The organism is Enterobacter sp. Cy-643 (assembly GCF_011752815.1).
Taxonomy (GTDB): domain Bacteria; phylum Pseudomonadota; class Gammaproteobacteria; order Enterobacterales; family Enterobacteriaceae; genus Cedecea.
Genome location: NZ_VWWV01000001.1, coordinates 1,209,754 through 1,233,163, shown reverse-complemented (window position 1 = coordinate 1,233,163; position 23,410 = coordinate 1,209,754). Strand labels below are relative to the sequence as shown.

Here is a 23,410-nt window from a genome sequence, read left to right as displayed (position 1 = left end):
GCCAGGTTCCGTGCTGACACCGCCCCTCACCCCGGCCCTCTCCCCAAAAGGGAGAGGGAGAAAACAGGAACAGCGTCCTCTCCCTTCAGGGCCAGGGAGAAAACAGGAACAGCGCTCTCACTCCGCAGAGGAGAAAACAAACTGCGGTGAATTTTTTGTCCCCTCTCCCCTCAGGAGCCAGGGAAAAAACAGCAAACAGCGTCCTTACTCCGCAGAGGAGAAAACAAACTGCGGTGAATTTTTTTGTCCCCTCTCCCCTCAGGGGAGAGGGTTAGGGTGAGGGGAACAAACAACAATGGCTTAAGAAAAACACCAAAGAGGCGTGGCCAGATGGCAATAAAACAACCACTCAACATTATCCTGTTATTAATTGTTACCGCACTCTTCTCCGGCCAGACCATGGCTGAACGCCACGGACATGAATACTTCGTGGTGAAAGATATGGATATTCAGCTTAGCCACCAGGCAGACAGCGATGAACTGCGCCAGGCGGCAGAAGATTCCGCTGATGATTTTCGCGAACACCATCATGCGGTCACCCACAGGCGGCCAGCCACCTATTTGCGTTAAGTCGATTTTCAGCAATCGTTAGTAAATTTTCTTCGTTCTCATCCTTTATTGCCTGAGTTGTTATGGGTTTCAAGGCGCTGCGCGCGCCGCTAACAATCAGACAATAAAGGATAACACCATGCCATCATCGCTTCGCCAGAACACGATCGCTCGCGGTCTGGCATTAGCAGCGGCCTTTGCTGCTTTTAACACCAGCGCCGCCCCGGTAAAAGGCGGGGAATTGATCTACCTGGAACAACAGGCTCACACCAACCTTTACCCTCCGGCCGGGGGCTTTTACCCGAACGGCGGCATTCTGAACCAAATTACCGACAAACTGACCTGGCAAAACCCAAAAACGCTGGAAGTAGAACCGTGGATTGCCGAATCCTGGACCAGCAATGCCGACAAAACCGAATACACCTTCAAGCTGCGCCCTGGCGTGACTTTCTCCGACGGCACCCCGCTGGACGCCAGTGCAGTCGCCAAAAACTTCGATACCTACGGCCTCGGTAACAAAGCCCTGCGCCTGCCGGTATCGGAGGTGATCAACAACTACGATCATAGCGAGGTTATTGACCCGCTGACCGTCAAATTCTTCTTCAAAAAACCGTCGCCGGGCTTTTTACAGGGCACGGCCACCATCGGCTCCGGCCTGGTTTCCCTGAAAACGCTGTCCCGCACCTTTGACGAACTGGGCGATGCCCGCAATATCATCGGTTCCGGTCCGTTCGTGGTGCAAAACGAAACCCTGGGCCGCGAAGTCGATCTGGTGGCGCGAAAAAACTACCAGTGGGGGCCTAAAAACAGCCCTCAGCAGGGACCCGCTAACCTCGACGGCATTAAGATTCTGGTGACGCCGGAGGACAGCGTGCGCATCGGCGCGCTGCTGGCGGGCCAGGCGGACTTTATTCGTCAGGTGCAGGCTTATGACGAAAAACAGGCCACCGATCAAAAGTTCCCGATCTACGCGGCACCTACCCGGGGCGTGAACGACGGCATAGCGCTACGCCCGGATAACCCGCTGGTGGCTGACGTCAACGTTCGCCAGGCGCTGCTCCACGGCACCAACGCTCAGCAGGTTGTCGACACCCTCTTCTCCGCTAACTACCCGGTTGCCACGTCGGTGATCGCCAGCACCGCAGCGGGCTATGTTGACCTGCGCGATAAGCTGAAATATGACCCGGCGCTGGCCAACAAGCTGCTCGATGAAGCCGGATGGAAAAAAGGCAGCAACGGCGTTCGCCAGAAAGACGGCAAGCCGCTGGCGCTGACCATTTACGAATCCCTGCCGCAGCCGCAGAACAAAGAAGTGCTGCAGCTGGTTGCCCAGCAGTGGAAGCAAATCGGCGTGGGCCTGAGCGTACGCGCCGGGGACGCAGGCAGCCGCGTGCTGGACACCAACAATCCGCAAAAAACCGGAGTAAACGTCATCGAAGTGGGCCGCGCCGACCCGGACGTGATCAAAAGCCAGTTTCACCCGGCCAACCGCGATGCGCTGCTGCAAAAAGGCGGCCTCAGCGCCACCTCGCAGTTCACCGACGACAAGCTGAATGCCCTGCTGGTGGGGATCTCTTCTGAAGTGGATCCACAGAAACGTCTGGCGCTGGCGGGCGATGCCCAGCGCTATCTGATAGACCAGGCCTACGTCATCCCGATCTTTGAAGAGCCGCAGGTTTTTGCCGGTGCGCCGTGGCTGAAAGGCGTGGCATTTGAAGCGGTTGGGCGCCCGTCGTTCTACGCCGCCTGGCTTGAAAAACACTAAGGGGCAACCATGACACGTTATCTGGCCGGGCGCGTGGCCCAGGCATTGCTGGTACTGTGGGCGGCCTATAGCGTGTCGTTCATTCTTTTGCAGCTTTTGCCGGGCGATGCCGTCCTGATCAAATTCCAGAACCCGGATCTCGGCCTCAGCGCCGAACAAATTCAGGAGATGCGGGTGATCTATGGCGAAAGCACCCCGCTCTGGCAGCAATATTTGACGACCCTCGGTCATATGCTGCGAGGGGAGTTTGGCTACTCCATCGAGGCTGGCGTGTCCGTCAGTCAGCTGATTGCCGCCAATCTACCTTCAACGCTGCGCCTTGCCGGACTGGGGTTCGCCGCCGCGATCATTCTCGCCGTGGGCATTTCGGCGGCCTCCACCCTGGCTCCGCTTCGCTGGCTGAGAACGCTATTTGCCAACCTTCCGGCGCTGTTCATTGCCGTGCCGACGTTTTGGCTCGGTATTGCGCTTATCCAGCTGTTTTCTTTCCAGTGGCGGCTGATTCCGGTGATCAATCCCGGTTTCTGGCAGGGGCTGATTTTGCCGGTCGCCACGCTTGCGGTGCCCATTAGCGCCCCGCTGGCCCAGCTTCTGATGCGAAATATCGACCAGGTGCTGACTCAGCCGTACGTCGCCGTGGCCAGGGCAAAAGGCGGCAGCCGCGCCGGCGTACTGTGGCGGCATGTAGCCCGCAACGCCCTGCTGCCGGTGCTGACCGTGGCCGGTTTGCTGCTGGGCGAGCTGATTGCCGGGGCGCTGATCACCGAAACCGTATTTGGCCTTAACGGCCTGGGCCAGCTTACGCAGCGGGCGGTGAATAATCAGGATGTCGCCGTGCTGCAGGCGGTGGTGATGATCTCCGCCCTGAGCTTCGTGGCCATTAATCTGCTAGTGGATGTGCTTTATCCCCTGCTCGATCCGCGCCTTAAATCTATTCGGGGAGTCATCGCATGACGACCGTTGATATTAATACTCCGCTGCCGCGCCGGGCGGTAAGCCGCTTTTCGGGCCTGCGCGCTAACGTTCAGCCCGGTCTTTGGCTGGCCTGGTTAACGCTGATTATTGTCGCGCTTTGGGCGCTGTTCCCGGCGCTATTCACCCAGTGGAGCCCAACCGAAGGCGTCCCGGGCGCGCAGCGCCTTGCGCCTCAGGCCGGACACTGGCTGGGCACCGATCAGCTTGGCCGCGATCTCTACGCGCGAATCGTCTGGGGCGCATCACATTCGCTCTCCGGCGCGCTGGTGGCCGTAGCGCTTGGTTTGGTGGTCGGCACCGCGCTTGGCGTCCTGGCCGGGGCAACCGGCGGTAAAACAGAACACGCGCTCATGCGCGGCGTGGATGTGCTGCTGGCCATTCCCGGCCTGCTGCTGTCGCTTAGCGTGATTATTTTGCTTGGTTTCGGCACCGTAAACGCCGCTATTGCCGTGGGCGTGACGTCTATTGCGAACTTTACCCGCCTCGCCCGCGCAGAAGTGGTTCGCATTCGCCACAGCGATTACGTCGAGGCGGCGGTTGGCAGCGGGGGCACATTCCTGCAGGTGCTTTGGCGGCATATTTTGCCGAATGCTTTGACCTCGGTGTTCGCCTTTGCCGCGCTGCAGTTCGGCTCCGCCATTCTGGCGCTGTCTACCCTGAGTTTTCTGGGCTACGGCACGCCGCCGCCGACGCCGGAATGGGGCCTGTTGATCGCCGAAGGCCGGAACTACCTGGCAACGGCCTGGTGGCTTTCCACCTTCCCCGGCGTGGTTGTCGTGGCCGTCGTGCTTGCCGTCAACCGTCTTAGCCACCATTTTGCCCGGAGATCGTCATGAGTACGCCGCTGCTAAAAATCACCGATCTGAGCATCGCCTGGCGCCAGCGCGACGGTAACAAACGCGTGGTGCATAACGCCTCCTTTAGCCTGAACGCCGGTGAGGTACTGGCGATTGTGGGCGAATCCGGCTCAGGGAAAACCACCCTCGCCCAGTCGATTATTGGGCTGCTGGGCGACAACGGCGTAATTGAATCCGGTGAAATTCAGCTCAACGGGGAAACCATCAGCCGCTGGTCTGAACGCCAGCTCGATACCCTGCGCGGAGCCAGCATCAGCCTGATCCCGCAGGATCCGGGCAGTTCTCTGAATCCGGTAAAAACCATCGGCGAACAAGTGGCAGAGGTGCTAAAACTCCACACCCGACTGCCTAAAGCCGAGCGGGAAAGCCAGGTTGTGGCGCTGCTTGAAAAAGTGGGTCTGAGCCATCCGGCGCAGCGCGCGGGACAATATCCGCACCAGCTTTCTGGCGGGATGAAACAGCGGGTGCTGATCGCCATGGCTATCGCCCTGAAACCCGCGCTGATTATCGCCGATGAGCCGACCAGCGCGCTGGACGTTACGGTGCAGAAACGCATTCTTGATTTGTTGGATACCCTGCGGCGCGAGTCCGGTACGGCGGTGCTGTTTGTGACGCACGACCTGGCGCTGGCCGCCCAGCGTTCCGACCGTATTCTGGTGTTTCGCGACGGACGAATTCAGGAAGCGGGTCCAACGGCAGACGTTGTGAAGCAGCCTAAAAACCCCTATACCCGCCAGCTGTTTGCCGATGCGCCAGGGCTGTCGCGCACGCTCCGAGCCTGGCCTTTACGCGCCCCACAAACGGCGGCCATCGAAATCCGTAATCTCAGCCAGCACTTCTCCCTGGGGAAAGGCAGTGACCAGACGCTCCGGGCTCTGGACAATGTGTCATTTACCGTAGCCAAAGGCACCACCCACGCGCTGGTTGGCGAGTCCGGTTCCGGTAAATCTACGCTGGCGCGCATTCTGCTTGGCTTCCAGAAGCCGGACAGCGGGCAAGTGCTGATCGACGGCATCGACACCACCGATCTCAGCCCGGAAGCACGCCGCCAGCTCCGGCAGAAAATTCAGCTGGTGTACCAGAACCCCTTTGCCTCGCTCGATCCGAGCCAGACGCTCTTTCGCATCATTGAGGAGCCGCTGCTTAACTTCGGCAAGCTGTCGAAGGCCGAACGGCGCGCCAAAGTAGAAGCGATTACCGAACGCGTGGCGCTCCCGCTGGAGGCGTTGACCCGCAAACCTCGGGAGCTTTCCGGCGGGCAGCGGCAGCGAGTGGCTATTGCCCGCGCGCTGATTCTGGAACCGCAAATTCTGGTGCTGGATGAGGCCACCTCTGCGCTGGATGTCACTGTGCAGGCACAGATTCTGCGCCTGCTCGACGATTTGCAGCAGCAGCTCGGCCTCAGCTACCTGTTTATCTCCCACGACCTCGCTACCGTGCGCCAGCTGGCGCACAGCGTTTCGGTGCTGCGCGCCGGAGAACTGGTGGATAACGGCCTGATTGCCGACGTATTTAACGCTCCGGCCAGCGATTACACCTGGCAGTTGCTGAACGCTATTCCCGATATTGGCTTTGACCATAAGGACGTTGCATGACCTTCAAACGACTGGGCTTTTTTACCCGCCTGCTTGACCACGCCCCGGCAGCCGAACGGTACCGGCTGGCAACGGAGCAAATTATTCACGCCGAATGGCACGGGTTTGATACCGCCTGGGTGGCGCAGCACCACTTCCACGAAGCCGAAGGCGGCCTACCCGCCCCGCTAGTGTTTCTGAGCCACGTGGCGGCACACACCCGGCGTATTCGCCTGGGAACGGGGATTATTACCCTGCCGATGGAATCCGCGCTGCGCGTGGCCGAAGACGCGGTTGTCCTGGATCTGCTGAGCGGCGGGCGATTTGAGCTTGGGGTAGGCTCCGGCGGTACGCCGGGCTCCTTTCCGGCATTTGGGTTACAAAGCGCGGACAGGGGCAAAATTTACGCCGACAACCTCGCATCACTGCGCTCAGCTCTGAACGACGAGCCGCTTTCGGGCACGGATAATCATCTTTACCCGGCCTCTTCGCAGTTAAAAAACCGCATCTGGCAGGCGACTTTTTCCGTTGACGGCGGCGCGCGGGCTGGAAAAGCGGGCGACGGGCTGATGCTTTCCCGCACTCAGCCTCGCCAGGCCGGCGCGCTGGATACCCCGCTGGATGAGATACAAAACCCGATCATCGATGCCTATCTGGACGCCTTGCCCGACGGCGTTGAACCTCGCATCCTGGGCTCCAGAACCGGGTTTGTCACCGACGACGGCGAGCTGGCAAGGCAGCTCGCGGCCAAAGGGCTGCGCCAGCAGGCAGAGCAGCACCGGGCGCAGGGGCATCCGGTGCCGGGCGATACCCTGGATAGCCATATTGCCGCGTTTGACGTTCACCTGGGTACGCCGCAGCAGGTCATTGCCTCGCTGACGCGCGACAGCACCCTCCAGCGCGTGACCGACCTTTCGTTCCAGGTACACTCCATCGATCCGCCGCACGCTTACATATTGCGTTCTATTGAATTGCTGGCGCAGCAGGTTGCCCCGGCGCTCGGCTGGGTTCGCAGCAGCGCCCGCCCAACCTCTATATCGTCATTGTCTAAGGAGTCATTATGAGTCATTCGGATTTGCTCAATCATCTGGCGAACGTCATTCCCGGCACCGCGCTTGCAAAAGCGCGGGAAACCCGCGAGGCGGCAACAACCCACGCGCAGGGAAGCTATGAGGCGCTTTTCGGCGAGTCCAGCTCAAGTGGCCTGACGCTGGTAGACAGGCTACATCTCGCCAGGCGAGTGGCGGACTGGCACGACGATGCCCGACTCACGGATCATTATACCCAGCGGCTGGCAGGCAAACCCGCCGGCGAACGCTTCAGCACCTGGCTCAGTCATGCCGAGAAACTGAGTTTCCAGCCGGTGCAGGCTGGCCCCCAGGACGTCAAAGCGCTGATTCAGGCGGGCTTCAGCGAAGAAGAAATTGTGACAGCGTCACAAATTATTGGCTTTGTGGCCTTCCAGAGCCGACTGCTGCGCGGCCTGCGCCTGATTGGCGGCCAACAGGCAAACGGTGAACAGGTTCGCATTCCTGCCGCCGGCGAGTGGCACCGCCAGCCGTTAACCGCCAGCGGCAAATCCGCCCCGGTGACGTTTACCCAGGCCGAGCTTAACTGGGAACCCTGGATAGCCGCCCTGCCTTATGCGGAATTCGCCCCGGACCAGCAGGAAACCCTGAAACGTTTTGGGCACCAGGACTCGGATTATTTCCGCCTGCTGGGCCGCAATCTGCCGGTGCTGGAACAGCGCACGCTTACCGACAAAGGTATTTTCTATACGCCGGGCGGTTTGCCCCGCGCCGAGCGAGAACTCGCCGCCACGGTTGCCAGCAAGATCAACGGCTGCATTTATTGCGCCTCCGTGCACGCCCGCAAGGCCAGTCAGCTGTCAAAACAGAACGACGCGATTGAACGTCTGCTTGCCATCGAGCCGGGTGGGACGCTGAGCGACGGGCAGTCCCCGCGCTGGCAGGCGGAAATTAACTTTTCTGCGGCGCTATCCGCCACTCCGGCGAGCGCCAATACGCAGCAGATACAGGCCCTGAGGGAACGGGGATTAAGCGAGCTTGAGTTGTTGGATTTGGTGCAGTCCACGGCCTTTTTCGCATGGGCCAACCGTCTGATGCTAACATTGGGTGAGCCATTTAACTGATTGCAGGCAGGCAAACGTGCCGGGGAAAGATTATCCACCGGCACGCTTAAGTGAAACCGTCACGGATGATTAATGATTCGCCGCCTGACGAAGATCGCACACCCGGATAGCTTTTCCTTCTGAACGCGGCAGGCTGCCGCAGTTCACAATGGTGATATCCGTTGAAATCCCCACCATCGACTTAATGCGGTGCCGCAGCTCGTGGCAAACCGCGCAGCGCTGCTCGTGACTGAGGTACAGGCTGCTCTCCTTCAGCTCCACCTTGATCGCCAGGGTATCCAGATGGCCGCGACGGTGCACCTCCAGCTGATAATGCGGCGCCAGGTGCTGGAATTTCAGGATCTCCTCTTCCAGCTGGGACGGGAACACATTCACGCCCCGGATAATCAGCATATCGTCTGAACGACCGGTAATCTGATCCATACGGCGCATGGTACGAGCGCTGCCCGGCAGCAGTCGCGTGAGGTCGCGGGTGCGGTAGCGGATCACCGGCAGCGCCTCTTTGGTTAGCGTAGTGAACAGCAGTTCGCCGTGCTCGCCGTCGTCCAGCGGGACACCGCTCTGCGGGTCAACGATTTCCGGGTAGAAATGGTCTTCCCAAATCGTCGGGCCATCGCGGGATTCAAGGCATTCCATCGCCACGCCCGGCCCCATCACTTCCGACAGGCCGTAGATATCCAGCGCGGTAATGCCCAAGCGACGTTCGATTTCCGCCCGCATCGCTTTGGTCCACGGCTCAGCACCAAAGACCCCGACGCGCAAAGAGCAGCCGCTGGCGTCGCCGCCCATCTGGCGTTCCAGCTCTTCAATCAGGTTCAGGCACCAGGACGGCGTGACCATGATCATGTCCGGTTTAAAATCACGGATCAGCTGCGCCTGTTTTTCCGTCTGTCCGCCGGACATCGGAATCACTGTCGCCCCGAGGCGCTCTGCGCCGTAGTGCGCTCCCAGCCCGCCGGTAAATAACCCGTAGCCGTAGGAGACGTGAATTTTATCTTTGGGCGTTCCGCCTGCGGCACGCAGCGAGCGAGCCACGAGGTTAGCCCAGGTATCAATGTCATTTTGGGTGTAACCCACAACCGTGGGTTTTCCGGTAGTGCCGGAGGAGGCATGGATGCGAACAACCTGCTCCATCGGTACCGCAAACGTATCGAAAGGATAGTTATCGCGCAGATCCTGCTTGGTGGTGCACGGGAACAGGCGAATATCTTTCAGCTCTTTAAAATCGTCAGGGTGTACGCCCACGGCGTCAAATTTGCGCTTATACATCGGGACGTTGCTGTAGGCATGGTTCAGCGTCCATTTCAGGCGCTGCGTTTGCAGGGCCTGAAGCTCATCCAGCGATGCGGTTTCAATCGATTCCAGCTTAGTTTCAGAGGTTATCATTATTAGGGTACTCGCAGGTTTGACTAACTCACACGCTCAAGGACCAGGGCAATCCCCTGACCCACACCGATACACATGGTGCAAAGGGCATACCGCCCGCCGCGCCGGTGCAGCTCCAGGCTGGCCGTTAACGCCAGTCTGGCACCGCTCATTCCCAGCGGGTGCCCTAAGGCAATCGCGCCGCCGTTAGGGTTCACATGTGGGGCATCATCCGGGAGCCCCAGCTGGCGAAGCACGCCGAGCGCCTGCGCGGCGAAAGCTTCGTTGAGTTCAATCAGATCCATGTCGTGGATGCTTAAGCCGGTCATCTCCAGCACTTTACGTACCGCAGGCACCGGCCCCAGGCCCATCAGGCGAGGCTCCACGCCCGCCGTCGCCATCGCGACAATGCGTGCCCTGGGCGTCAGGCCATGCTGCAGCGCGGCGGCTTCGCTGGCGATAAGCAGCGCCGCCGCCCCGTCGTTGACGCCGGAAGCATTGCCCGCCGTCACGACACCGTTCGCGCGGAACGGCGTTTTTAGCGCCGCCAGCTGTTCAAGCGTGGTTTCCGCACGCGGGTGTTCGTCTTCCCTTACTTCCGTCACCGCGCCTTTGCGACCGCTTAGCGTGACCGGCACAATCTCTTCGGCCAGAATGCCTTTCTGCTGCGCGAGAGCGGTGCGCTGCTGGCTGCGAAACGCAAACCGATCCTGGTCTTCGCGGCTTATTTTTAACAATTCCGCTACATTCTCTGCCGTTTCCGGCATGCTGTCAGTACCAAATTGTGTTGCCATGAGCGGGTTCACAAAACGCCAGCCAATAGTGGTATCAAACATCTCGGCCTGGCGCTGGAACGGCGAGCTGGCTTTGCCCATCACAAACGGTGCCCGGGACATAGATTCCACGCCGCCCGCCAGCATCAGCTGAGCGTCGCCCGCTTTGATGGCGCGAGCCGCAAAGCCCACGGCATCCAGCCCGGAGCCGCACAGCCGGTTAATCGTGGTGCCCGGTACGCTCTGGGGTAAACCGGCCAGCAGCGTCGCCATGCGCGCCACGTCGCGGTTATCCTCCCCGGCCTGGTTCGCACAGCCAAAAATCACGTCGTCCACCGCGCTCCAGTCGAGTTTTGGGTAGCGCGCCAGTAGCGCCTTTAGCGGCAGCGCGGCCAGGTCATCCGCCCGCACGCCCGAAAGCGCGCCGCCGTAGCGACCAATCGGGGTGCGTACCCCATCGCAAATAAAAGCCTGACTCATAATTTTTCTCCCGCAACCGTCGTCCCGATGCGATGCGCGCGGCCACGAAACAGCGCCAGCGTCTTCTCGTCCTGATTGATTATTTCGATGTCGTAGACGCCGGTCTGCCGTCCCTGCTGTCGCACCCGGGCCACCGCTTTAAGCCGATCCCCGGCCTTACCAGGGCGCAGAAATTCAATGCTGCAGCCGGAGGCCACCGCCGCCAGCCCCTGGCTGTTGCAGGCGTAGGCAAAAGCGGTATCCGCCAGGGTAAACAGCTGCCCGCCGTGGCAGGTCTGGTGCCCGTTAAGCATCGCTTCCGTAATGGTCATGGTAAGCAGCGCGAAACCGTCGCCCATCTCAACCACGTCAATGCCCATCTGTCTGGCGCAGTTGTCCCGCGCGTACATCAGGCGGGCGTTATCCCAGGCGTTAGTGCTCATGTTGGTTCTCCAGCAGCGCGCGCTGGCGCAGTAAAGAGGTCGGGCGGTAGCGTTCTTCGCCGTAATGGCGCTGCAGATTTTCCAGCAGCGTGAGGATGTTTTGCCAGCCCAGCCGGGCTCCCCAGGCCAGCGGCCCGTGCGGATAGTTCACGCCGAGCTGCATGGCAGTATCGATGTCGGCTTCCGCGGCCACGCCTTTTTGCAGCGCGTCCAGCGCCTCGTTGGCGAGCATCGCCACGGTGCGCCAGGCCAGCATGCCGGGATAGTCGTTAATCACCAGCACCTGTTTGCCCTGCTGCTGGAAGTAATGGGTCACCTTCGCCAGTTGCTGCGGCGTAACCGAAGCCGACGGCGCCAACACTTCCAGCGAAGACTCGGCCAGCCTGTCCCGCAGCACCACCGGGCGTTTAAGCCCGGCCGACATGGCGGTGGCGGTAATGCCGCGGGTTATGGCGACAACGATACCGTCAATTTCAAGGTTTTTACCGGACTGAGAGACCTGGTTCGCTGCAAATTCGGCAGGCACTTGAGGCTGAAACTCCGGTTTCGCCTCAAGCGGCCAGCGATAAACGCCCTGCCCGGTTTTCTTGCCCAGCCGCTTACCAAGGACCAGTTCCTGCTGGGTGAGCGAAGGCAGGAAACGGCGCTCCTGCCAGAAGGCGTTAAACACCGAGCAGGTGACGGCGAAGTTGACGTCCTGACCTATCAGATCCGTTAACGCCAGCGGCCCCATCGGGAAGCCTGCCCCGTCGCGTAACGCGGCATCGATAGCCGCCGCCGGGGCAACCTGCTCCTCCAGCGCGCGCCAGGCTTCGGCATAAAAAGGCCGTGCCACGCGGTTAACGATAAAGCCCGGCGTGGAATGGCAGCGCACCGGCTGTTTTCCCCAGCGCAGCGCCAGCTCGCAAAGCCGCTCAGCAATCTCCGGCGAGGTTTCCAGGCCGCTGACCACTTCGACCAGTTTCATCACCGGCGCAGGGTTAAAGAAATGCAGCCCGACCACGCGCGCCGGATGGCTGATGCCGCTGGCGATGGCGGTGATAGAAATGGATGAGGTATTGCTGGCAAAGACGGTATCGGCGCCGCAAACCGCTGCTAATTCACGGAAAATAGCCTGCTTGACGTCAAGTTGTTCGGCGGCAGCCTCAATCACCAGCGCGGCCTGAGCCAAATCTGCCAATGTTTCTGCCGGATGCAGCCGGGCAAGCGTCGACTGGCGAAGCGTATCGTCCAGTTTGCCTTTGGCTACGCGGGCGCTGAGCGCGGTATCAATGCCGTCAATCGCGCGCTTTGCCGCACCGGGCTGAATGTCATACAGCCACACCGCATGGCCCGCGCTGGCGGCTACCTGGGCAATACCTGCGCCCATGGTGCCGCTGCCAATCACCGCAATCACGGCCTCGGGAGTAAACATGCTTATTTCCCCTTAAAGGTGGCCGGACGCTTCGCCAGAAAAGCAGACACCCCTTCGCGGTAATCTTCGCTGCGGCCAGCCAGGCGCTGATAGTCGCGCTCCAGGTCGAGCTGGGCGTCCAGGGTGTTGGTTTCCGAGGCGTAAAGCGCCTGCTTGATAAGCCCCAGCCCAAAGGTCGGCTGAGTAGCAAAATGCTGAGCCAGCTGGCGGGCGGTATCGCTGAGCTGTTCATCATCGACGACTTGCCAGATCATGCCCCAGTCATGTGCCTGTTCCGCGGTTAGCGTGTCGCCGAGCAACGCCAGCCCCATAGCACGCGCCCGCCCGGTCAGGCGGGGTAAGAACCAGGTGCCGCCGCAGTCAGGCACCAGCCCCAACTTGCTGAAAGACATAATGAATTTTGCTGAACGCGCGGCGATAACCATGTCACAGCCCAGCGCCAGCGTAGCCCCGGCTCCCGCCGCCACGCCGTTAACCGCCGCAATCACCGGCTTCGGCAATTTCGCCAGGCGGCGCAGCAGAGGGTTATAAAACGTTTCAACCGAGTAGCCGAGGTCCGGCGCTTCGCCGCTTGGGTCAACGTTACGGTCGTTGAGATCCTGCCCGGCACAGAAGCCGCGCCCTGCGCCGGTGATAAGCAGACAGCGGATGGTGTCATCCCGCTCAGCCTGGGTGAGGATTTCCGCCAGCTGGCGATGCATTTCGTCGTTGAAACTGTTCAGCCGCTCCGGGCGGTTGAGGGTCAGGGTCATCACCCCGCTTTGCACATCGCTGACAATAAAGCTCATGATTAACGTCCTTTGAATTCAGCCGGTCGTTTTTCCAGAAAAGCGGCAATGCCTTCCCGACGATCTTCGGTAGCAGCGAGCAGCGTAAACAGCTGACGCTCCTGAAGCAGCCCCTGACTCAGGCCCGTGTTTTGCGCCTGTTGAAGCGCATTTTTGGCGGCCTGCAGCGCCAGCGGCGCATGACGGGCAATACCGGCGGCAAGCTTCTGCGCATATTCCAGCGTTAGGGCTGCGGGATGCACTTCGGCGACCAGCCCGGCACGTAAAGCCCGATCCGCGTCGATCGCTTCGCCGCTCAGCACCATGCGGTAAGCCAGCGCTTTGCCTACACTACGAATAAGCCGCTGCGTGCCGCCCGCGCCGGGCATAATTCCCAGCGTGATTTCCGGCAGGCCGAAGCGCGCGTTATCCCCGGCGACGATGATGTCGCTCAGCAGCGCCAGCTCGCAGCCAGCCCCAAACGCATAGCCGTTGACGGCAGTAATCAGGGGTTTAGGGAAACGTTCGAGGCGCGCCCAAAGCTGTGGTCGGGGATCGTTAAGCGTGGCGGGCATATCCCGGCTTGCCATCTCTTTCAGATCGGCTCCGGCAGCAAAAAAACGTTCGTTGCCGGTAATGACCACGGCACCGATGGAAGCGTCCTGCTGCGCAGCTTCGAGCGCTTCGGCAATCAGCGCCAGCAGCGCGTTGTTGAGGGCGTTCCGCGCCTGCGGGCGGTTCAGCGTCAGGGTTAACACCCGGCCATTTTGCTGGCTAAGAAGTTCGCTCATCACAGCCCCTGCGCATCAAAATCGAGCACCACGTCGTCGCCCTTCGGCAGCGCCTGGCAGCTCAGCACATAGCCTGCGGCCAGCTGATCCGGCTCCAGGCTGTAGTTGACGCCCATTTCCACTTCCCCCTGCAGCACTTTGCAGCGGCAGGTGGCGCAGACGCCGCCTTTGCAGGCATACGGCAGATCCGCCCCCTGGCGCAGCGCCGCGTCGAGAATGCTTTCGTCCCCGGCGGTCAGGGTAATCTGGCGATCTACGCCGTCCTGGCGCAGGGTGACGGTTTTACCCGCCGCCTGAGCGCGGGAACGGGCACCCGGCGCAATGCCCGGCGTGTTGAAATGTTCGAGGTAGATATCCTGCGGCGCGACGCCCATCTCTTTCAGCGCGGTTTCGGTGGCCTGCATCATGCTTTGCGGGCCGCAGATAAAGGTGCGATCGAAGCCTTTAACGTCCAGCAGATGGTCGCCGAGCTGTTTCACCTTCTCGCCGTCGAGTCGACCGCTAAGCAGGTCACTGTCCGATCTTTCCTGGCTGAACAGGTAAATCAGCTGCAGGCGCTGCGGGTAGCGGTCTTTCAGGTCGGCCAGCGCCTGACGGAACATCATGCTGGCGCTGCTGCGGTTGCCGTAGACCAGGGTCACGCTGCTTTCTGGCTCGGTGGCGAGCGTGGCGCCGATAATAGCCAGCATCGGCGTGATGCCGGAGCCGACGGCGAGCGCCAGATAGTTCCCGCGCGTTTCCGCCTCTGGCTGATAGCCGAACGTCCCCTGCGGCACCATTACCTCAAGCAACATCCCGGCGGCTAAATCGCTGACCGCGTATTGTGAAAAACGGCCGCCTTCAATGGCTTTTACCGCCACGCAGATTTCACCGGGATTGTCAGCGCGGCAGATGGAATAGCAGCGGCGCAGCTCTTCCCCGCCCAGCCGGGCTTTCAGCGTCAAATGCTGGCCTGGGCGGAAGCGATATTGCCCTTGCAGCGCATCCGGCACCGCAAAGGTGATCGCTACCGCCTCAGCGGTTTCGGGTTCGATACGTGCCACTTTCAGGGAATGAAACATTGTCATGGCATCCTCAAATACATTTAAAGTAATCAAAGGGTTCCCGGCAGCTGTTGCAGCGATAAAGCGCTTTACAGGCCGTGGATCCGAATTCACTGATGAGCGACGTGTGTTCGCTCCCGCAGCGTGGGCAAGTCACCTGGGCGGCGACCGTCGCGTGGCAGGCATGTCCCTGCGGTGGGCTGATGCCGTATTCGCGCAGCCGGGCTTTAGCCTCCGGCGACATCCAGTCCGTCGTCCAGGCGGGATGCAACACTTGCCTGATATGCACCGGACTTAGCTTTGCGCCTTCCAGCGTTTCCCGGATAGCGGCCAGTAAAAATTCAGTGGCTGGGCAGCCGGAATAGGTTGGCGTAAAACCGATGTGCCAGCCGTCCTGACGGTGCTCAACGCTGCGCACCATGCCGAGATCGGTGATGGTCAGCACCGGGATTTCCGGGTCACTGATTTCACTCAGCAGACGCCAGACGTCGCGGACGGCAGCGGGCTGAAGCGTGGCGGTTTGCATCCTCTCCTCCTTACCACTGCTGGTTCGGGTACGCGCGCTGCAGATACTGCATTTCAGCCAGCAGCGGGCCGAGGTGTTCGGTGTGTAAGCCTTGCTTACCGCCGGTGCGGTATGGCTGCTCTGCCGGTGCCTGCAGCGAGGCATCGCTCAGCCCGGCGGTCACTTCTTGTATCCACTCGCCTTTGAGGCTGAGCGGATCGACGGCGATCCCCTGCGCCACCAGCCCGGCCTCCAGCTCATCGGCAACAAACATTTCGCCGCTGAAGCGCCACAGCTTGTTCAAAGCACTTTGCGTTTTTGCCTGCGAAAGCTCAGTGCCGTTGCCCAGGCGAACCAGCCAGCCGCGGCTGAAGCGCAGGTGATAGCGCACTTCTTTAATGGCTTTGGCTGCGATGGCCGCCAGCTGCGGATCTTTGCTTTCTACCAGGCGGCTGAACAGCGAGACGTGCCACGCGTCCAGCAGGTACTGACGCACCAGCGTTTCGGCGAAATCACCGTTAGGCTGTTCCGCCAGCAGCAGGTTGCGGTACTCGCGCTCGTCGCGGCCAAAGGCCAGCCTGTCTTCGTCGAGGTGCTCGCCTTCGCGTTCGGCGGCGTAGGTCAGGAAGTTGCGCGCCTGGCCGAGCAGGTCGAGGCCAATGTTGGCCAGCGCCAGATCAATCTCCAGCTCCGGCGCATGGCCGCACCAGGCGCTCAGGCGCTGGGCCAGCACAAGGCAGGTGTCGCCGAGGCGCAGGCTGTAGGTCGCTACAGGATCGAGTGTCATCGGCGGCCTCACATGTGCTCGATGCCGTCAGGCAGCGTGTAAAACGTTGGGTGGCGGTAGACTTTGCTGTCTGCCGGGTCAAAAAATTCCGGGCGTTCTTCCGGCTGGGAGGCGACGATTTCGCTCGCTTTCACCACCCAGATGGAGCAGCCTTCGCTGCGGCGGGTGTAGGCGTCGCGGGCATTTTCCAGCGCCATCTGGTCGTCGGCGGCGTGCAGGCTGCCAACGTGGCGATGGGACAGCCCTTTTTTATTGCGAATAAAGACTTCGTACAGCGGCCAGTAAATTTGGCTCATCTCTGACTCCTTCAGGCGGCGGTGCGGGCCTGTTGTTTTTCGGCATACGCAAGGGCGGCTTCGCGCACCCATGCCCCCTCTTCCCAGGCTTTACGCTTGGCGGCGAGGCGCTCTTCGTTGCATAAGCCGCGCCCGGCCACTACTTCGTTGAACTCCTGCCAGTCGATGTCGCCAAAGCGGTAATGGCCCGTGGCTTCATCGAAATACAGATCGAGATCCGGCACGGTCATGCCCAGCAACGCAACCTGCGGCACGGTATTGTCGACAAAGCGCTGGCGCAGCTCGTCATTCCCGAAGCGTTTGATTTTCCAGGCGAGACTTTGGGCACTGTTCGGCGAGTTGTCGTCGTTGGGGCCGAACATCATCAGCGCCGGCCACCAGAAGCGGTTAATGGCGTCCTGCAGCATCTGGCGCTGTTCGGGGCTGCCGTTCGCCAGCACGGTGCAGGCTTCGAACCCCTGCCGCTGGTGGAAGCTTTCTTCTTTGCAGATTTTTACCATCGCCCGGGCATACGGCCCGTAAGAAGTTCGGCACAGCGCGACCTGGTTAACGATGGCGGCCCCGTCCACTAGCCAGCCAATCACGCCGATGTCGGCCCAGTTGAGCGTCGGATAGTTAAAGATGGAGGAGTACTTCATCTTGCCGTCGAGCATCTTCTGGTAGATATCTTCCCGGGCGCAGCCGAGGGTTTCCGCCGCGCTGTAGAGATACAACCCGTGCCCGGCTTCATCCTGCACTTTGGCCAGCAGAATAGCCTTGCGGCGCAGGCTGGGGGCGCGAGTTATCCAGTTACCTTCCGGCAGCATGCCGACGATTTCCGAGTGCGCATGCTGGCCTATCTGGCGGATCAGCGTTTTACGGTAAGCCTCCGGCATCCAGTCCTGTGGTTCGATGGCGGTTTCCTGCTGGATGCGCTCATCAAAGCGTTCTTGTTCTGTCACGGCATCACCTTATGATTCAATCTAACTCAACAAAATGCGATATTGCGAATCACTTCATGATTAAAAGTTACAGATAAGTTAACGAAGATCGCAAAGATTACACAGCATGTTTGTGAGACTTATCACGTTAAATATCGTAAATATCATAATTATCATTGATATAAATCAATACCAAAAATCAAAAACGATCTTGATGTTAACAATTTATTAAATTACAGCTTGATTTTTATGATTCATAAAACCAACACTGTAATGATTGTATGCAGCATTTAATGGAGGGTGAGATGCAACAGTTAACCAGCTATCTGTCCGGGACGTGGTTTAGCGGCCAGGGAAAAGAAAGAACTATTTTTCATGCCGTTAGCGGCGAACCGCTGTGGCAGGTGACCAGCGAAGGGGCGGATATGGCGGCGGCAAAGCACTTCGCCATTGCGCAAGGTGGCAAAGCGCTGCAGGCGATGACGTTTATTCAGCGTGCCGCGATGTTAAAAGCGGTGGCTAAGCACCTGCTGGCGCAGAAAGAAACTTTCTACGACGTCTCTTATCAAACCGGCGCTACCCGCGCCGACAGCTGGGTAGACATTGAAGGCGGCATCAGCACGCTGTTTGCCTACGCCGGAATGGGCAACCGCGAGCTGCCGGACGACACGCTGTGGCCGGAAGACGAATTGATTCCTCTGTCAAAACAAGGCGGGTTTGCGGCTCGCCACGTGCTCACCTCTAAATCCGGCGTGGCGCTGCATATCAACGCGTTTAACTTTCCCTGTTGGGGCATGCTCGAGAAACTGGCGCCAACCTGGCTGGCCGGGATGCCCGCGATTATCAAGCCCGGCACGGCGAGCGCGCAGTTAACTCAGGTGATGGTGAAAGCGATTGTGGAATCAGGGCTGGTGCCGGACGGAGCGATAAGTCTCATCTGCGGCGGCGTGGGCGATCTTTTCGAGCAGCTGGATGAACAGGACGTGGTGACGTTCACGGGTTCAGCCAGCACCGGACAAAAGTTACGTTGTCACTCAAATATTGTTGCCCGTTCGATTCCTTTTACCATGGAAGCAGATTCTCTGAACTGCTGCGTACTGGCGGAAGACGTCACGCCGGAGCAGCCTGAGTTTGCGCTGTTCGTGCGGGAAGTCGTGCGCGAGATGACCGCCAAAGCCGGGCAAAAATGTACCGCCATTCGCCGGATCATCGTGCCGCAGAGCCGACTGGGTTCGGTAATTGAAGCGCTGAAAGCAAAACTGGAAAAAATACAGCCCGGCGATCCGGCACTAGAAGGCGTGCGCATGGGGGCGCTGGTCAGCCTTGAGCAGCGGGATGACGTGCAGCGGAAAGTCGACCAACTGGTTGCCGCCGGCTGTGATGTCCTGCTGGGCGGCAAGGCCGATACTGCCCGGCCGGGCGCGTTCTTCCCGCCGACACTGCTGCTTTGCCAGCAGCCGGACGAAACGCCCGCTGTGCATCAGCTTGAGGCCTTCGGCCCGGTGGCAACCGTGATGCCATATAGAGATGCTGAACATGCTATGACGCTGGCTCGCGCCGGCCAGGGCAGCCTGGCGGGTACGCTGGTGACCGCCGATGAGCAAACGGCCCGCCGCTTTATTCTCGGCGCGGCGCGCGCCCACGGACGCATTCAGGTGCTGAACCAGGAGTCTGCAGTGGAGTCAACCGGGCACGGTTCTCCGCTGCCGATGCTGGTGCACGGCGGCCCCGGCCGTGCCGGCGGCGGCGAAGAACTCGGCGGCCTGCGCGCGGTGAAGCACTATATGCAGCGCACCGCCATTCAGGGCAGTCCGACGATGCTCGCCGCCGTTAGCGGGCAATGGAACTACGGCGCTAAAGTACACGAGGACGCCGTGCACCCGTTCCGCAAGCATTTTGAGGAGCTGCGCATCGGGGAAAGTCTTCTGACCGCCCGCCGCACCGTCACCGAGGCCGATATCGCCAACTTCGCCAACCTGAGCGGCGACAGGTTCTATGCCCATACCGACAAAATTGGCGCGGCGGAGTCGTTCTTCGGCGAGCGCGTGGCGCACGGTTACTTTGTGGTGTCTGCCGCCGCCGGGCTATTTGTTGACCCAGGCGTCGGGCCGGTCATTGCCAACTACGGTATGGAAAACCTGCGTTTTATCGAGCCGGTAAAAATCGACGATACGATTCAGGTGCGCCTGACCTGCAAACGTAAAACCGCCAAACCGCAGAAGACGGCGGAAGATAAGCCGGTTGGCGTGGTGGAATGGGCGGTGGATATCACCAACCAGCATCAACAGATTGTTGCGCGCTATTCAATCCTGACGCTGGTTGCCCGTCTGCACGGTGATGTTGCCTGTTAGGCCTTAAACGTGAGTACGGCCAGGCATCGCGTCTGGTTTTTACCCTCACCCTAACCCTCTCCCTGGCAGGGAGAGTGAATAAACAACGAGTTCCATCGTTTCCCTCTCTGCCACGAAGGGAGAGGGAATAAATAACGAGTCCCATTGTTTCCCTCTCTGCCACGAAGGGAGAGGGAATAAATAACGAGTCCCATCGTTTCCTCCTCTGCCACGAAGGGAGAGGGAAGAAATAAATCCCCGAAGGTTGTCTTCCCCCTCTCCCTCTGGGAGAGGGCCGGGGTGAGGGCTGAATTTAACCCGACGCTCATCGACCCCGAGTCACAATCCTCCCCAATCCCACATTCTGGCAACCTCAGCAAAACACTTGGCAGGGAGCGCAAGGGAAGCCCCCGCGGAAGTTGTTATGTTGAATCCAACAGTCTTTATCCAGCACGCACATAACAACACAACGCACTTTTAAGGTGAGAAAGCGATGACAATGAAAACTGGAAAAAAAGCGCTGGCGCTGGCTATTGCGCTCCTGACCTCTGTGGGGGTTAACGCCCCTGCTTTTGCCCACGGCGGCGAGGCACATATGGTGCCGATGCAAAAAACGCTCGCGGATTTTGGCGCCGACGTCCAGTGGGACGATTATGCGCAGATGTTCACCCTCGTAAAAGACGGTGCCTATGTGAAGGTGAAGCCTAATGCCACCTCCGCCATCGTTAACGGCAAAACGCTGAAGCTTGAAGTGCCGGTGATCTTTAAAGGCAAAACGGCGTTTATCTCCGAAGGGTTTATCAATGAAGTCTTCCAGTCCGGGCTGGATCAAACCTTTGCCGTCGAGAAAAAGCCGCATCCGCTTAACTCGCTGAGCGCGGATGAAATCAACAAAACCGTGGCGGTTATTAAAAACGCGCGGGAATATAAACCCAATATTCGCTTTACCGAAATATCACTACGCGAGCCGCCTAAAGAGCAGGTCTGGAGGTTTGTGATGGACGGCACCAGCGTCAGCCAGCCGCGCGAGGCAGGCGTCATCATGCTGGATGGCCGCCATATTATTGAATCCACGGTAGATCTCGCCGCAGGAACGGTAAAAAGCTGGAAACCCATCCAGGGCGCACAGGGCATGGTGCTGCTGGACGATTTTGCCAGCGTGCAGTCAATCATCAACAACAGCAAAGAATTCGCTGAAGCGGTGAAAAAACGCGGTATCAGCGATCCCTCGAAAGTCGTCACCACGCCGCTAACCGTCGGCTATTTCGACGGTAAGGACGGCCTGAAGCAGGATCAGCGCCTGCTGAAAGTGGTGAGCTACCTTGACGTTGGTGACGGCAACTACTGGGCGCATCCGATTGAAAACCTGGTGGCGGTGGTTGATCTCGAGCAGAAAAAAATCATCAAAATTGAGGAAGGCCCGGTCATTCCCGTGCCGATGACGCCCCGCCCTTATGATGGCCGCGACCGGCAGGCCGCCAACCTCAAGCCGCTGGATATCATTGAGCCGGAAGGGAAAAATTACACCATTACCGGCGACACGATTCGCTGGCAAAACTGGGATTTGCACCTGCGCCTGAATTCCCGCGTGGGCCCGATGATTTCCACCGTGACCTACAACGACAACGGCACTAAACGGAAGATCATGTATGAAGGGTCGCTCGGTGGAATGATTGTGCCGTATGGCGACCCGGATATCGGCTGGTATTTTAAGGCCTATCTCGACGCCGGAGATTACGGCATGGGCACGCTCACGTCCCCTATCGTGCGCGGGAAAGATGCGCCGGCTAACGCGGTCCTGCTGGACGAAACCCTGGCCGATTACACCGGCAAACCCACCACGATTCCGCGCGCTATTGCCATTTTCGAGCGCTACGCCGGGCCGGAATACAAGCATCAGGAAATGGGCCAGCCGAACGTCAGCCGCGAACGCCGCGAGCTGGTGATCCGCTGGATAAGCACCGTCGGCAACTACGACTACATCTTTGACTGGGTCTTCCACGAGAACGGCACCATTGGCATTGACGCAGGCGCGACGGGCATCGAGGCGGTGAAAGGCGTGAAGTCAAAAACCATGCACGATGCCACCGCGAAAGAAGACACCCGCTACGGGACGCTGATCGACCACAATATTGTCGGCACAACGCATCAGCACATTTATAACTTCCGTCTGGACCTGGACGTGGACGGCGAAAACAACAGTCTGACCGCCATTGACCCGGTGGTGAAACCAAATGCCAGCGGCGGCCCGCGCACCAGCACCATGCAAACCAATGAATATGCGATCAAAAATGAGCAGGACGCAGCCCAGAAATTTGATCCTGGCACCGTCCGCCTGCTGAGCAATCCGAACAAAGAGAACCGCATGGGCAACCCGGTGTCCTACCAGTTGATTCCCTACGCGGGGGGCACTCATCCGGTGGCCACCGGCGCGAAGTTTGCCCCGGACGAGTGGATTTATCATCGCCTGAGCTTTATGGATAAGCAGCTGTGGGTGACGCGCTACAACCCGGATGAGCGCTATTCCGAAGGGAAATACCCAAATCGCTCCGCACACGACACCGGTTTAGGTGCATACAGCAAAGACAATCAGTCGCTTGAAAACACGGACAACGTGGTCTGGTTAACCACCGGCACCACGCATATCGCCCGTGCCGAAGAGTGGCCAATTATGCCAACCGAGTGGGTACATGCCCTGCTGAAACCCTGGAATTTCTTTAACGAAACGCCAACGCTTGTGAAGCCTGAGAATACAGAAAGTAAATAGTACAATAAACGGCGCACTATTTCGGTGCGCCGTTTTTAATAAAAAATATATATTGAGGTTGTTTATCTCCTTCACCTCAGGTAATACCGACGATCGGGTTCAATTAATTTAGCCTTCAGGTGTTTTCCCTTTACATTACGAACAACATCCACTTTATTTATGATATGTGGCAGCCCACCAAGAACAAAACGCACTTCCTCATACTCGCCATATGCCCATATTTTTCTTTGCGTAATATTAGCCAATTCTTGTGCGGCACTGAGTTTGCCTGAGGCCGGTTCAGCCGCCCCCGAATAACAAGCAACTAAATGCAAAGGTCTTTTATCTTTGGCTAAGTCCAGTGAGTGCCTGCGAATAAGATAATAATAGAACTCCCTGGGCGTCAAATGGGTACTACGTACTCCAGAACCAACCTTTCTGACGCCTTCGGTAACGATTTTTAACCTTCCATCCATACTACCATGAACCATAATCCCGGGTTCACCCGTACCCAAAAAGTCACTGACATATCCATGTGAGTCTTTAAAGCATTTATTTACTTCAATAAAAAATGATTTATAGTGAACAACTGGTTTTGCATTATCAGGATTTAAATTTATCTGTAAATTTTTTTTCAAATCCACCAGATTTAAATTCCCTTGGTGCTGTGACACATTCTTTTTAAAAAAACTCATGATACTCCTCGGCTTATCTAACTCAAGCGAACCGAGAAAAATATTGAACCGTGAGATAAAACGCCATATATAACACATTAATTAAGATGTCAGCCTGACTAAAAGCAATCTGAAACCGAAGTTTTTATTCACTGCGAAAGTCCTAAAAAGTGGCCAATTATGTCCACCAGGTGCGTGCATGCCCTGCTTCAACCATGGAATCTC

The 23,410-nt window shown here is 58.9% G+C and carries 21 protein-coding genes; 9 read left to right on the top strand and 12 right to left on the bottom strand.

The window, feature by feature from the left end:
• Positions 1-330 precede the first annotated feature (330 nt).
• The 7 genes from F3J29_RS05675 to F3J29_RS05645 all read left to right on the top strand — a co-directional run bounded on the left by F3J29_RS05675 (position 331) and on the right by F3J29_RS05645 (position 7,872).
• Positions 331-570, top strand: a complete 240-nt coding sequence (locus F3J29_RS05675) for a DUF2554 family protein (RefSeq protein ID WP_039302993.1) — start codon at positions 331-333, stop codon at positions 568-570.
• Between the two features lie 118 nt (positions 571-688).
• Positions 689-2,314: a TIGR04028 family ABC transporter substrate-binding protein gene (locus tag F3J29_RS05670; protein WP_166863708.1), complete on the top strand. Its 1,626-nt coding sequence runs from the start codon at positions 689-691 to the stop codon at positions 2,312-2,314.
• Positions 2,315-2,323: 9 nt separating this feature from the next.
• A complete protein-coding gene (locus F3J29_RS05665) occupies positions 2,324-3,268 on the top strand; it encodes an ABC transporter permease (protein ID WP_166863706.1) in 945 nt (314 codons plus the stop codon).
• Positions 3,265-4,125, top strand: coding sequence for an ABC transporter permease (locus tag F3J29_RS05660; RefSeq protein ID WP_166863704.1), 861 nt, complete (start codon positions 3,265-3,267; stop codon positions 4,123-4,125). Before F3J29_RS05665 ends, F3J29_RS05660 begins: the two co-directional genes overlap by 4 nt.
• Positions 4,122-5,741 carry a dipeptide ABC transporter ATP-binding protein gene (locus F3J29_RS05655; RefSeq protein WP_166863702.1) on the top strand — a complete coding sequence of 540 codons (1,620 nt, stop codon included), beginning with the start codon at positions 4,122-4,124 and terminating at the stop codon, positions 5,739-5,741. Before F3J29_RS05660 ends, F3J29_RS05655 begins: the two co-directional genes overlap by 4 nt.
• On the top strand, positions 5,738-6,784 hold the full coding sequence (locus tag F3J29_RS05650; RefSeq protein WP_166863700.1) for a putative FMN-dependent luciferase-like monooxygenase: 1,047 nt from the start codon (positions 5,738-5,740) through the stop codon (positions 6,782-6,784). The genes F3J29_RS05655 and F3J29_RS05650 overlap by 4 nt, the downstream gene beginning before the upstream one ends.
• The gene (locus F3J29_RS05645; RefSeq protein WP_166863698.1) at positions 6,781-7,872 is read left to right on the top strand and encodes an alkylhydroperoxidase domain protein; all 1,092 of its coding nucleotides are present in this window, start codon (positions 6,781-6,783) and stop codon (positions 7,870-7,872) included. Before F3J29_RS05650 ends, F3J29_RS05645 begins: the two co-directional genes overlap by 4 nt.
• A 69-nt stretch (positions 7,873-7,941) precedes the next feature.
• Here the strand turns inward: F3J29_RS05645 and paaK are convergent, their stop codons facing one another.
• The 11 genes from paaK to paaA are packed head-to-tail and all read right to left on the bottom strand — an operon-like array spanning position 7,942 to position 17,456.
• Entirely contained in the window at positions 7,942-9,258 is a 1,317-nt protein-coding gene (gene paaK / locus F3J29_RS05640; protein WP_166863696.1) for a phenylacetate--CoA ligase PaaK, read from the bottom strand.
• 23 nt (positions 9,259-9,281) lie between these two features.
• Positions 9,282-10,490 carry a 3-oxoadipyl-CoA thiolase gene (pcaF, locus tag F3J29_RS05635; protein ID WP_166863694.1) on the bottom strand — a complete coding sequence of 403 codons (1,209 nt, stop codon included), beginning with the start codon at positions 10,488-10,490 and terminating at the stop codon, positions 9,282-9,284.
• Positions 10,487-10,912, bottom strand: a complete 426-nt coding sequence (gene paaI, locus F3J29_RS05630) for a hydroxyphenylacetyl-CoA thioesterase PaaI (protein ID WP_166863692.1) — start codon at positions 10,910-10,912, stop codon at positions 10,487-10,489. Before paaI ends, pcaF begins: the two co-directional genes overlap by 4 nt.
• Positions 10,902-12,326, bottom strand: a complete 1,425-nt coding sequence (locus F3J29_RS05625) for a 3-hydroxyacyl-CoA dehydrogenase (protein ID WP_166863690.1) — start codon at positions 12,324-12,326, stop codon at positions 10,902-10,904. The genes paaI and F3J29_RS05625 overlap by 11 nt, the downstream gene beginning before the upstream one ends.
• Positions 12,327-12,328: 2 nt before the next feature.
• On the bottom strand, positions 12,329-13,117 hold the full coding sequence (gene paaG, locus F3J29_RS05620) for a 2-(1,2-epoxy-1,2-dihydrophenyl)acetyl-CoA isomerase PaaG (protein WP_166864972.1): 789 nt from the start codon (positions 13,115-13,117) through the stop codon (positions 12,329-12,331).
• Complete coding sequence (gene paaF / locus F3J29_RS05615) at positions 13,117-13,884, bottom strand: 2,3-dehydroadipyl-CoA hydratase PaaF (protein ID WP_166863688.1); 768 nt, start codon at positions 13,882-13,884, stop codon at positions 13,117-13,119. Before paaF ends, paaG begins: the two co-directional genes overlap by 1 nt.
• A complete protein-coding gene (paaE, locus tag F3J29_RS05610) occupies positions 13,884-14,951 on the bottom strand; it encodes a 1,2-phenylacetyl-CoA epoxidase subunit PaaE (protein WP_166863686.1) in 1,068 nt (355 codons plus the stop codon). The genes paaF and paaE overlap by 1 nt, the downstream gene beginning before the upstream one ends.
• A gap of 7 nt (positions 14,952-14,958) precedes the next feature.
• Positions 14,959-15,453, bottom strand: coding sequence for a 1,2-phenylacetyl-CoA epoxidase subunit PaaD (paaD, locus tag F3J29_RS05605; protein ID WP_166863685.1), 495 nt, complete (start codon positions 15,451-15,453; stop codon positions 14,959-14,961).
• 10 nt (positions 15,454-15,463) lie between these two features.
• A complete protein-coding gene (gene paaC / locus F3J29_RS05600; protein ID WP_166863683.1) occupies positions 15,464-16,219 on the bottom strand; it encodes a 1,2-phenylacetyl-CoA epoxidase subunit PaaC in 756 nt (251 codons plus the stop codon).
• A gap of 8 nt (positions 16,220-16,227) precedes the next feature.
• Entirely contained in the window at positions 16,228-16,515 is a 288-nt protein-coding gene (gene paaB, locus F3J29_RS05595) for a 1,2-phenylacetyl-CoA epoxidase subunit PaaB (protein ID WP_166863681.1), read from the bottom strand.
• A gap of 11 nt (positions 16,516-16,526) precedes the next feature.
• Positions 16,527-17,456 carry a 1,2-phenylacetyl-CoA epoxidase subunit PaaA gene (gene paaA, locus F3J29_RS05590; protein WP_166863679.1) on the bottom strand — a complete coding sequence of 310 codons (930 nt, stop codon included), beginning with the start codon at positions 17,454-17,456 and terminating at the stop codon, positions 16,527-16,529.
• A 284-nt stretch (positions 17,457-17,740) separates the two neighbouring features.
• On the opposite strand from paaA, the gene paaZ reads away from it, so the two are divergent.
• Positions 17,741-19,786 carry a phenylacetic acid degradation bifunctional protein PaaZ gene (gene paaZ, locus F3J29_RS05585; protein ID WP_166863677.1) on the top strand — a complete coding sequence of 682 codons (2,046 nt, stop codon included), beginning with the start codon at positions 17,741-17,743 and terminating at the stop codon, positions 19,784-19,786.
• A gap of 472 nt (positions 19,787-20,258) precedes the next feature.
• The gene (gene tynA / locus F3J29_RS05580; protein ID WP_166863675.1) at positions 20,259-22,532 is read left to right on the top strand and encodes a primary-amine oxidase; all 2,274 of its coding nucleotides are present in this window, start codon (positions 20,259-20,261) and stop codon (positions 22,530-22,532) included.
• Positions 22,533-22,603: 71 nt separating this feature from the next.
• Here tynA and F3J29_RS05575 read toward each other — a convergent pair whose 3' ends face one another.
• Positions 22,604-23,206 carry a hypothetical protein gene (locus tag F3J29_RS05575; protein ID WP_166863673.1) on the bottom strand — a complete coding sequence of 201 codons (603 nt, stop codon included), beginning with the start codon at positions 23,204-23,206 and terminating at the stop codon, positions 22,604-22,606.
• Between the last annotated feature and the right edge of the window lie 204 nt (positions 23,207-23,410).

Excerpts from the sequence above, each read along its gene's own strand:
- F3J29_RS05675 (WP_039302993.1), top strand. The coding sequence starts at position 331 with ATGGCAATAAAACAACCACTCAACATTATCCTGTTATTAATTGTTACC.
- F3J29_RS05670 (WP_166863708.1), top strand. The coding sequence starts at position 689 with ATGCCATCATCGCTTCGCCAGAACACGATCGCTCGCGGTCTGGCATTA.
- F3J29_RS05665 (WP_166863706.1), top strand. The coding sequence starts at position 2,324 with ATGACACGTTATCTGGCCGGGCGCGTGGCCCAGGCATTGCTGGTACTG.
- F3J29_RS05660 (WP_166863704.1), top strand. The coding sequence starts at position 3,265 with ATGACGACCGTTGATATTAATACTCCGCTGCCGCGCCGGGCGGTAAGC.
- F3J29_RS05655 (WP_166863702.1), top strand. The coding sequence starts at position 4,122 with ATGAGTACGCCGCTGCTAAAAATCACCGATCTGAGCATCGCCTGGCGC.
- F3J29_RS05650 (WP_166863700.1), top strand. The coding sequence starts at position 5,738 with ATGACCTTCAAACGACTGGGCTTTTTTACCCGCCTGCTTGACCACGCC.
- F3J29_RS05645 (WP_166863698.1), top strand. The coding sequence starts at position 6,781 with ATGAGTCATTCGGATTTGCTCAATCATCTGGCGAACGTCATTCCCGGC.
- paaK (WP_166863696.1), bottom strand. The coding sequence starts at position 9,258 with ATGATAACCTCTGAAACTAAGCTGGAATCGATTGAAACCGCATCGCTG.
- pcaF (WP_166863694.1), bottom strand. The coding sequence starts at position 10,490 with ATGAGTCAGGCTTTTATTTGCGATGGGGTACGCACCCCGATTGGTCGC.
- paaI (WP_166863692.1), bottom strand. The coding sequence starts at position 10,912 with ATGAGCACTAACGCCTGGGATAACGCCCGCCTGATGTACGCGCGGGAC.
- F3J29_RS05625 (WP_166863690.1), bottom strand. The coding sequence starts at position 12,326 with ATGTTTACTCCCGAGGCCGTGATTGCGGTGATTGGCAGCGGCACCATG.
- paaF (WP_166863688.1), bottom strand. The coding sequence starts at position 13,884 with ATGAGCGAACTTCTTAGCCAGCAAAATGGCCGGGTGTTAACCCTGACG.
- paaE (WP_166863686.1), bottom strand. The coding sequence starts at position 14,951 with ATGACAATGTTTCATTCCCTGAAAGTGGCACGTATCGAACCCGAAACC.
- paaD (WP_166863685.1), bottom strand. The coding sequence starts at position 15,453 with ATGCAAACCGCCACGCTTCAGCCCGCTGCCGTCCGCGACGTCTGGCGT.
- paaC (WP_166863683.1), bottom strand. The coding sequence starts at position 16,219 with ATGACACTCGATCCTGTAGCGACCTACAGCCTGCGCCTCGGCGACACC.
- paaB (WP_166863681.1), bottom strand. The coding sequence starts at position 16,515 with ATGAGCCAAATTTACTGGCCGCTGTACGAAGTCTTTATTCGCAATAAA.
- paaZ (WP_166863677.1), top strand. The coding sequence starts at position 17,741 with ATGCAACAGTTAACCAGCTATCTGTCCGGGACGTGGTTTAGCGGCCAG.
- tynA (WP_166863675.1), top strand. The coding sequence starts at position 20,259 with ATGACAATGAAAACTGGAAAAAAAGCGCTGGCGCTGGCTATTGCGCTC.
- F3J29_RS05575 (WP_166863673.1), bottom strand. The coding sequence starts at position 23,206 with ATGAGTTTTTTTAAAAAGAATGTGTCACAGCACCAAGGGAATTTAAAT.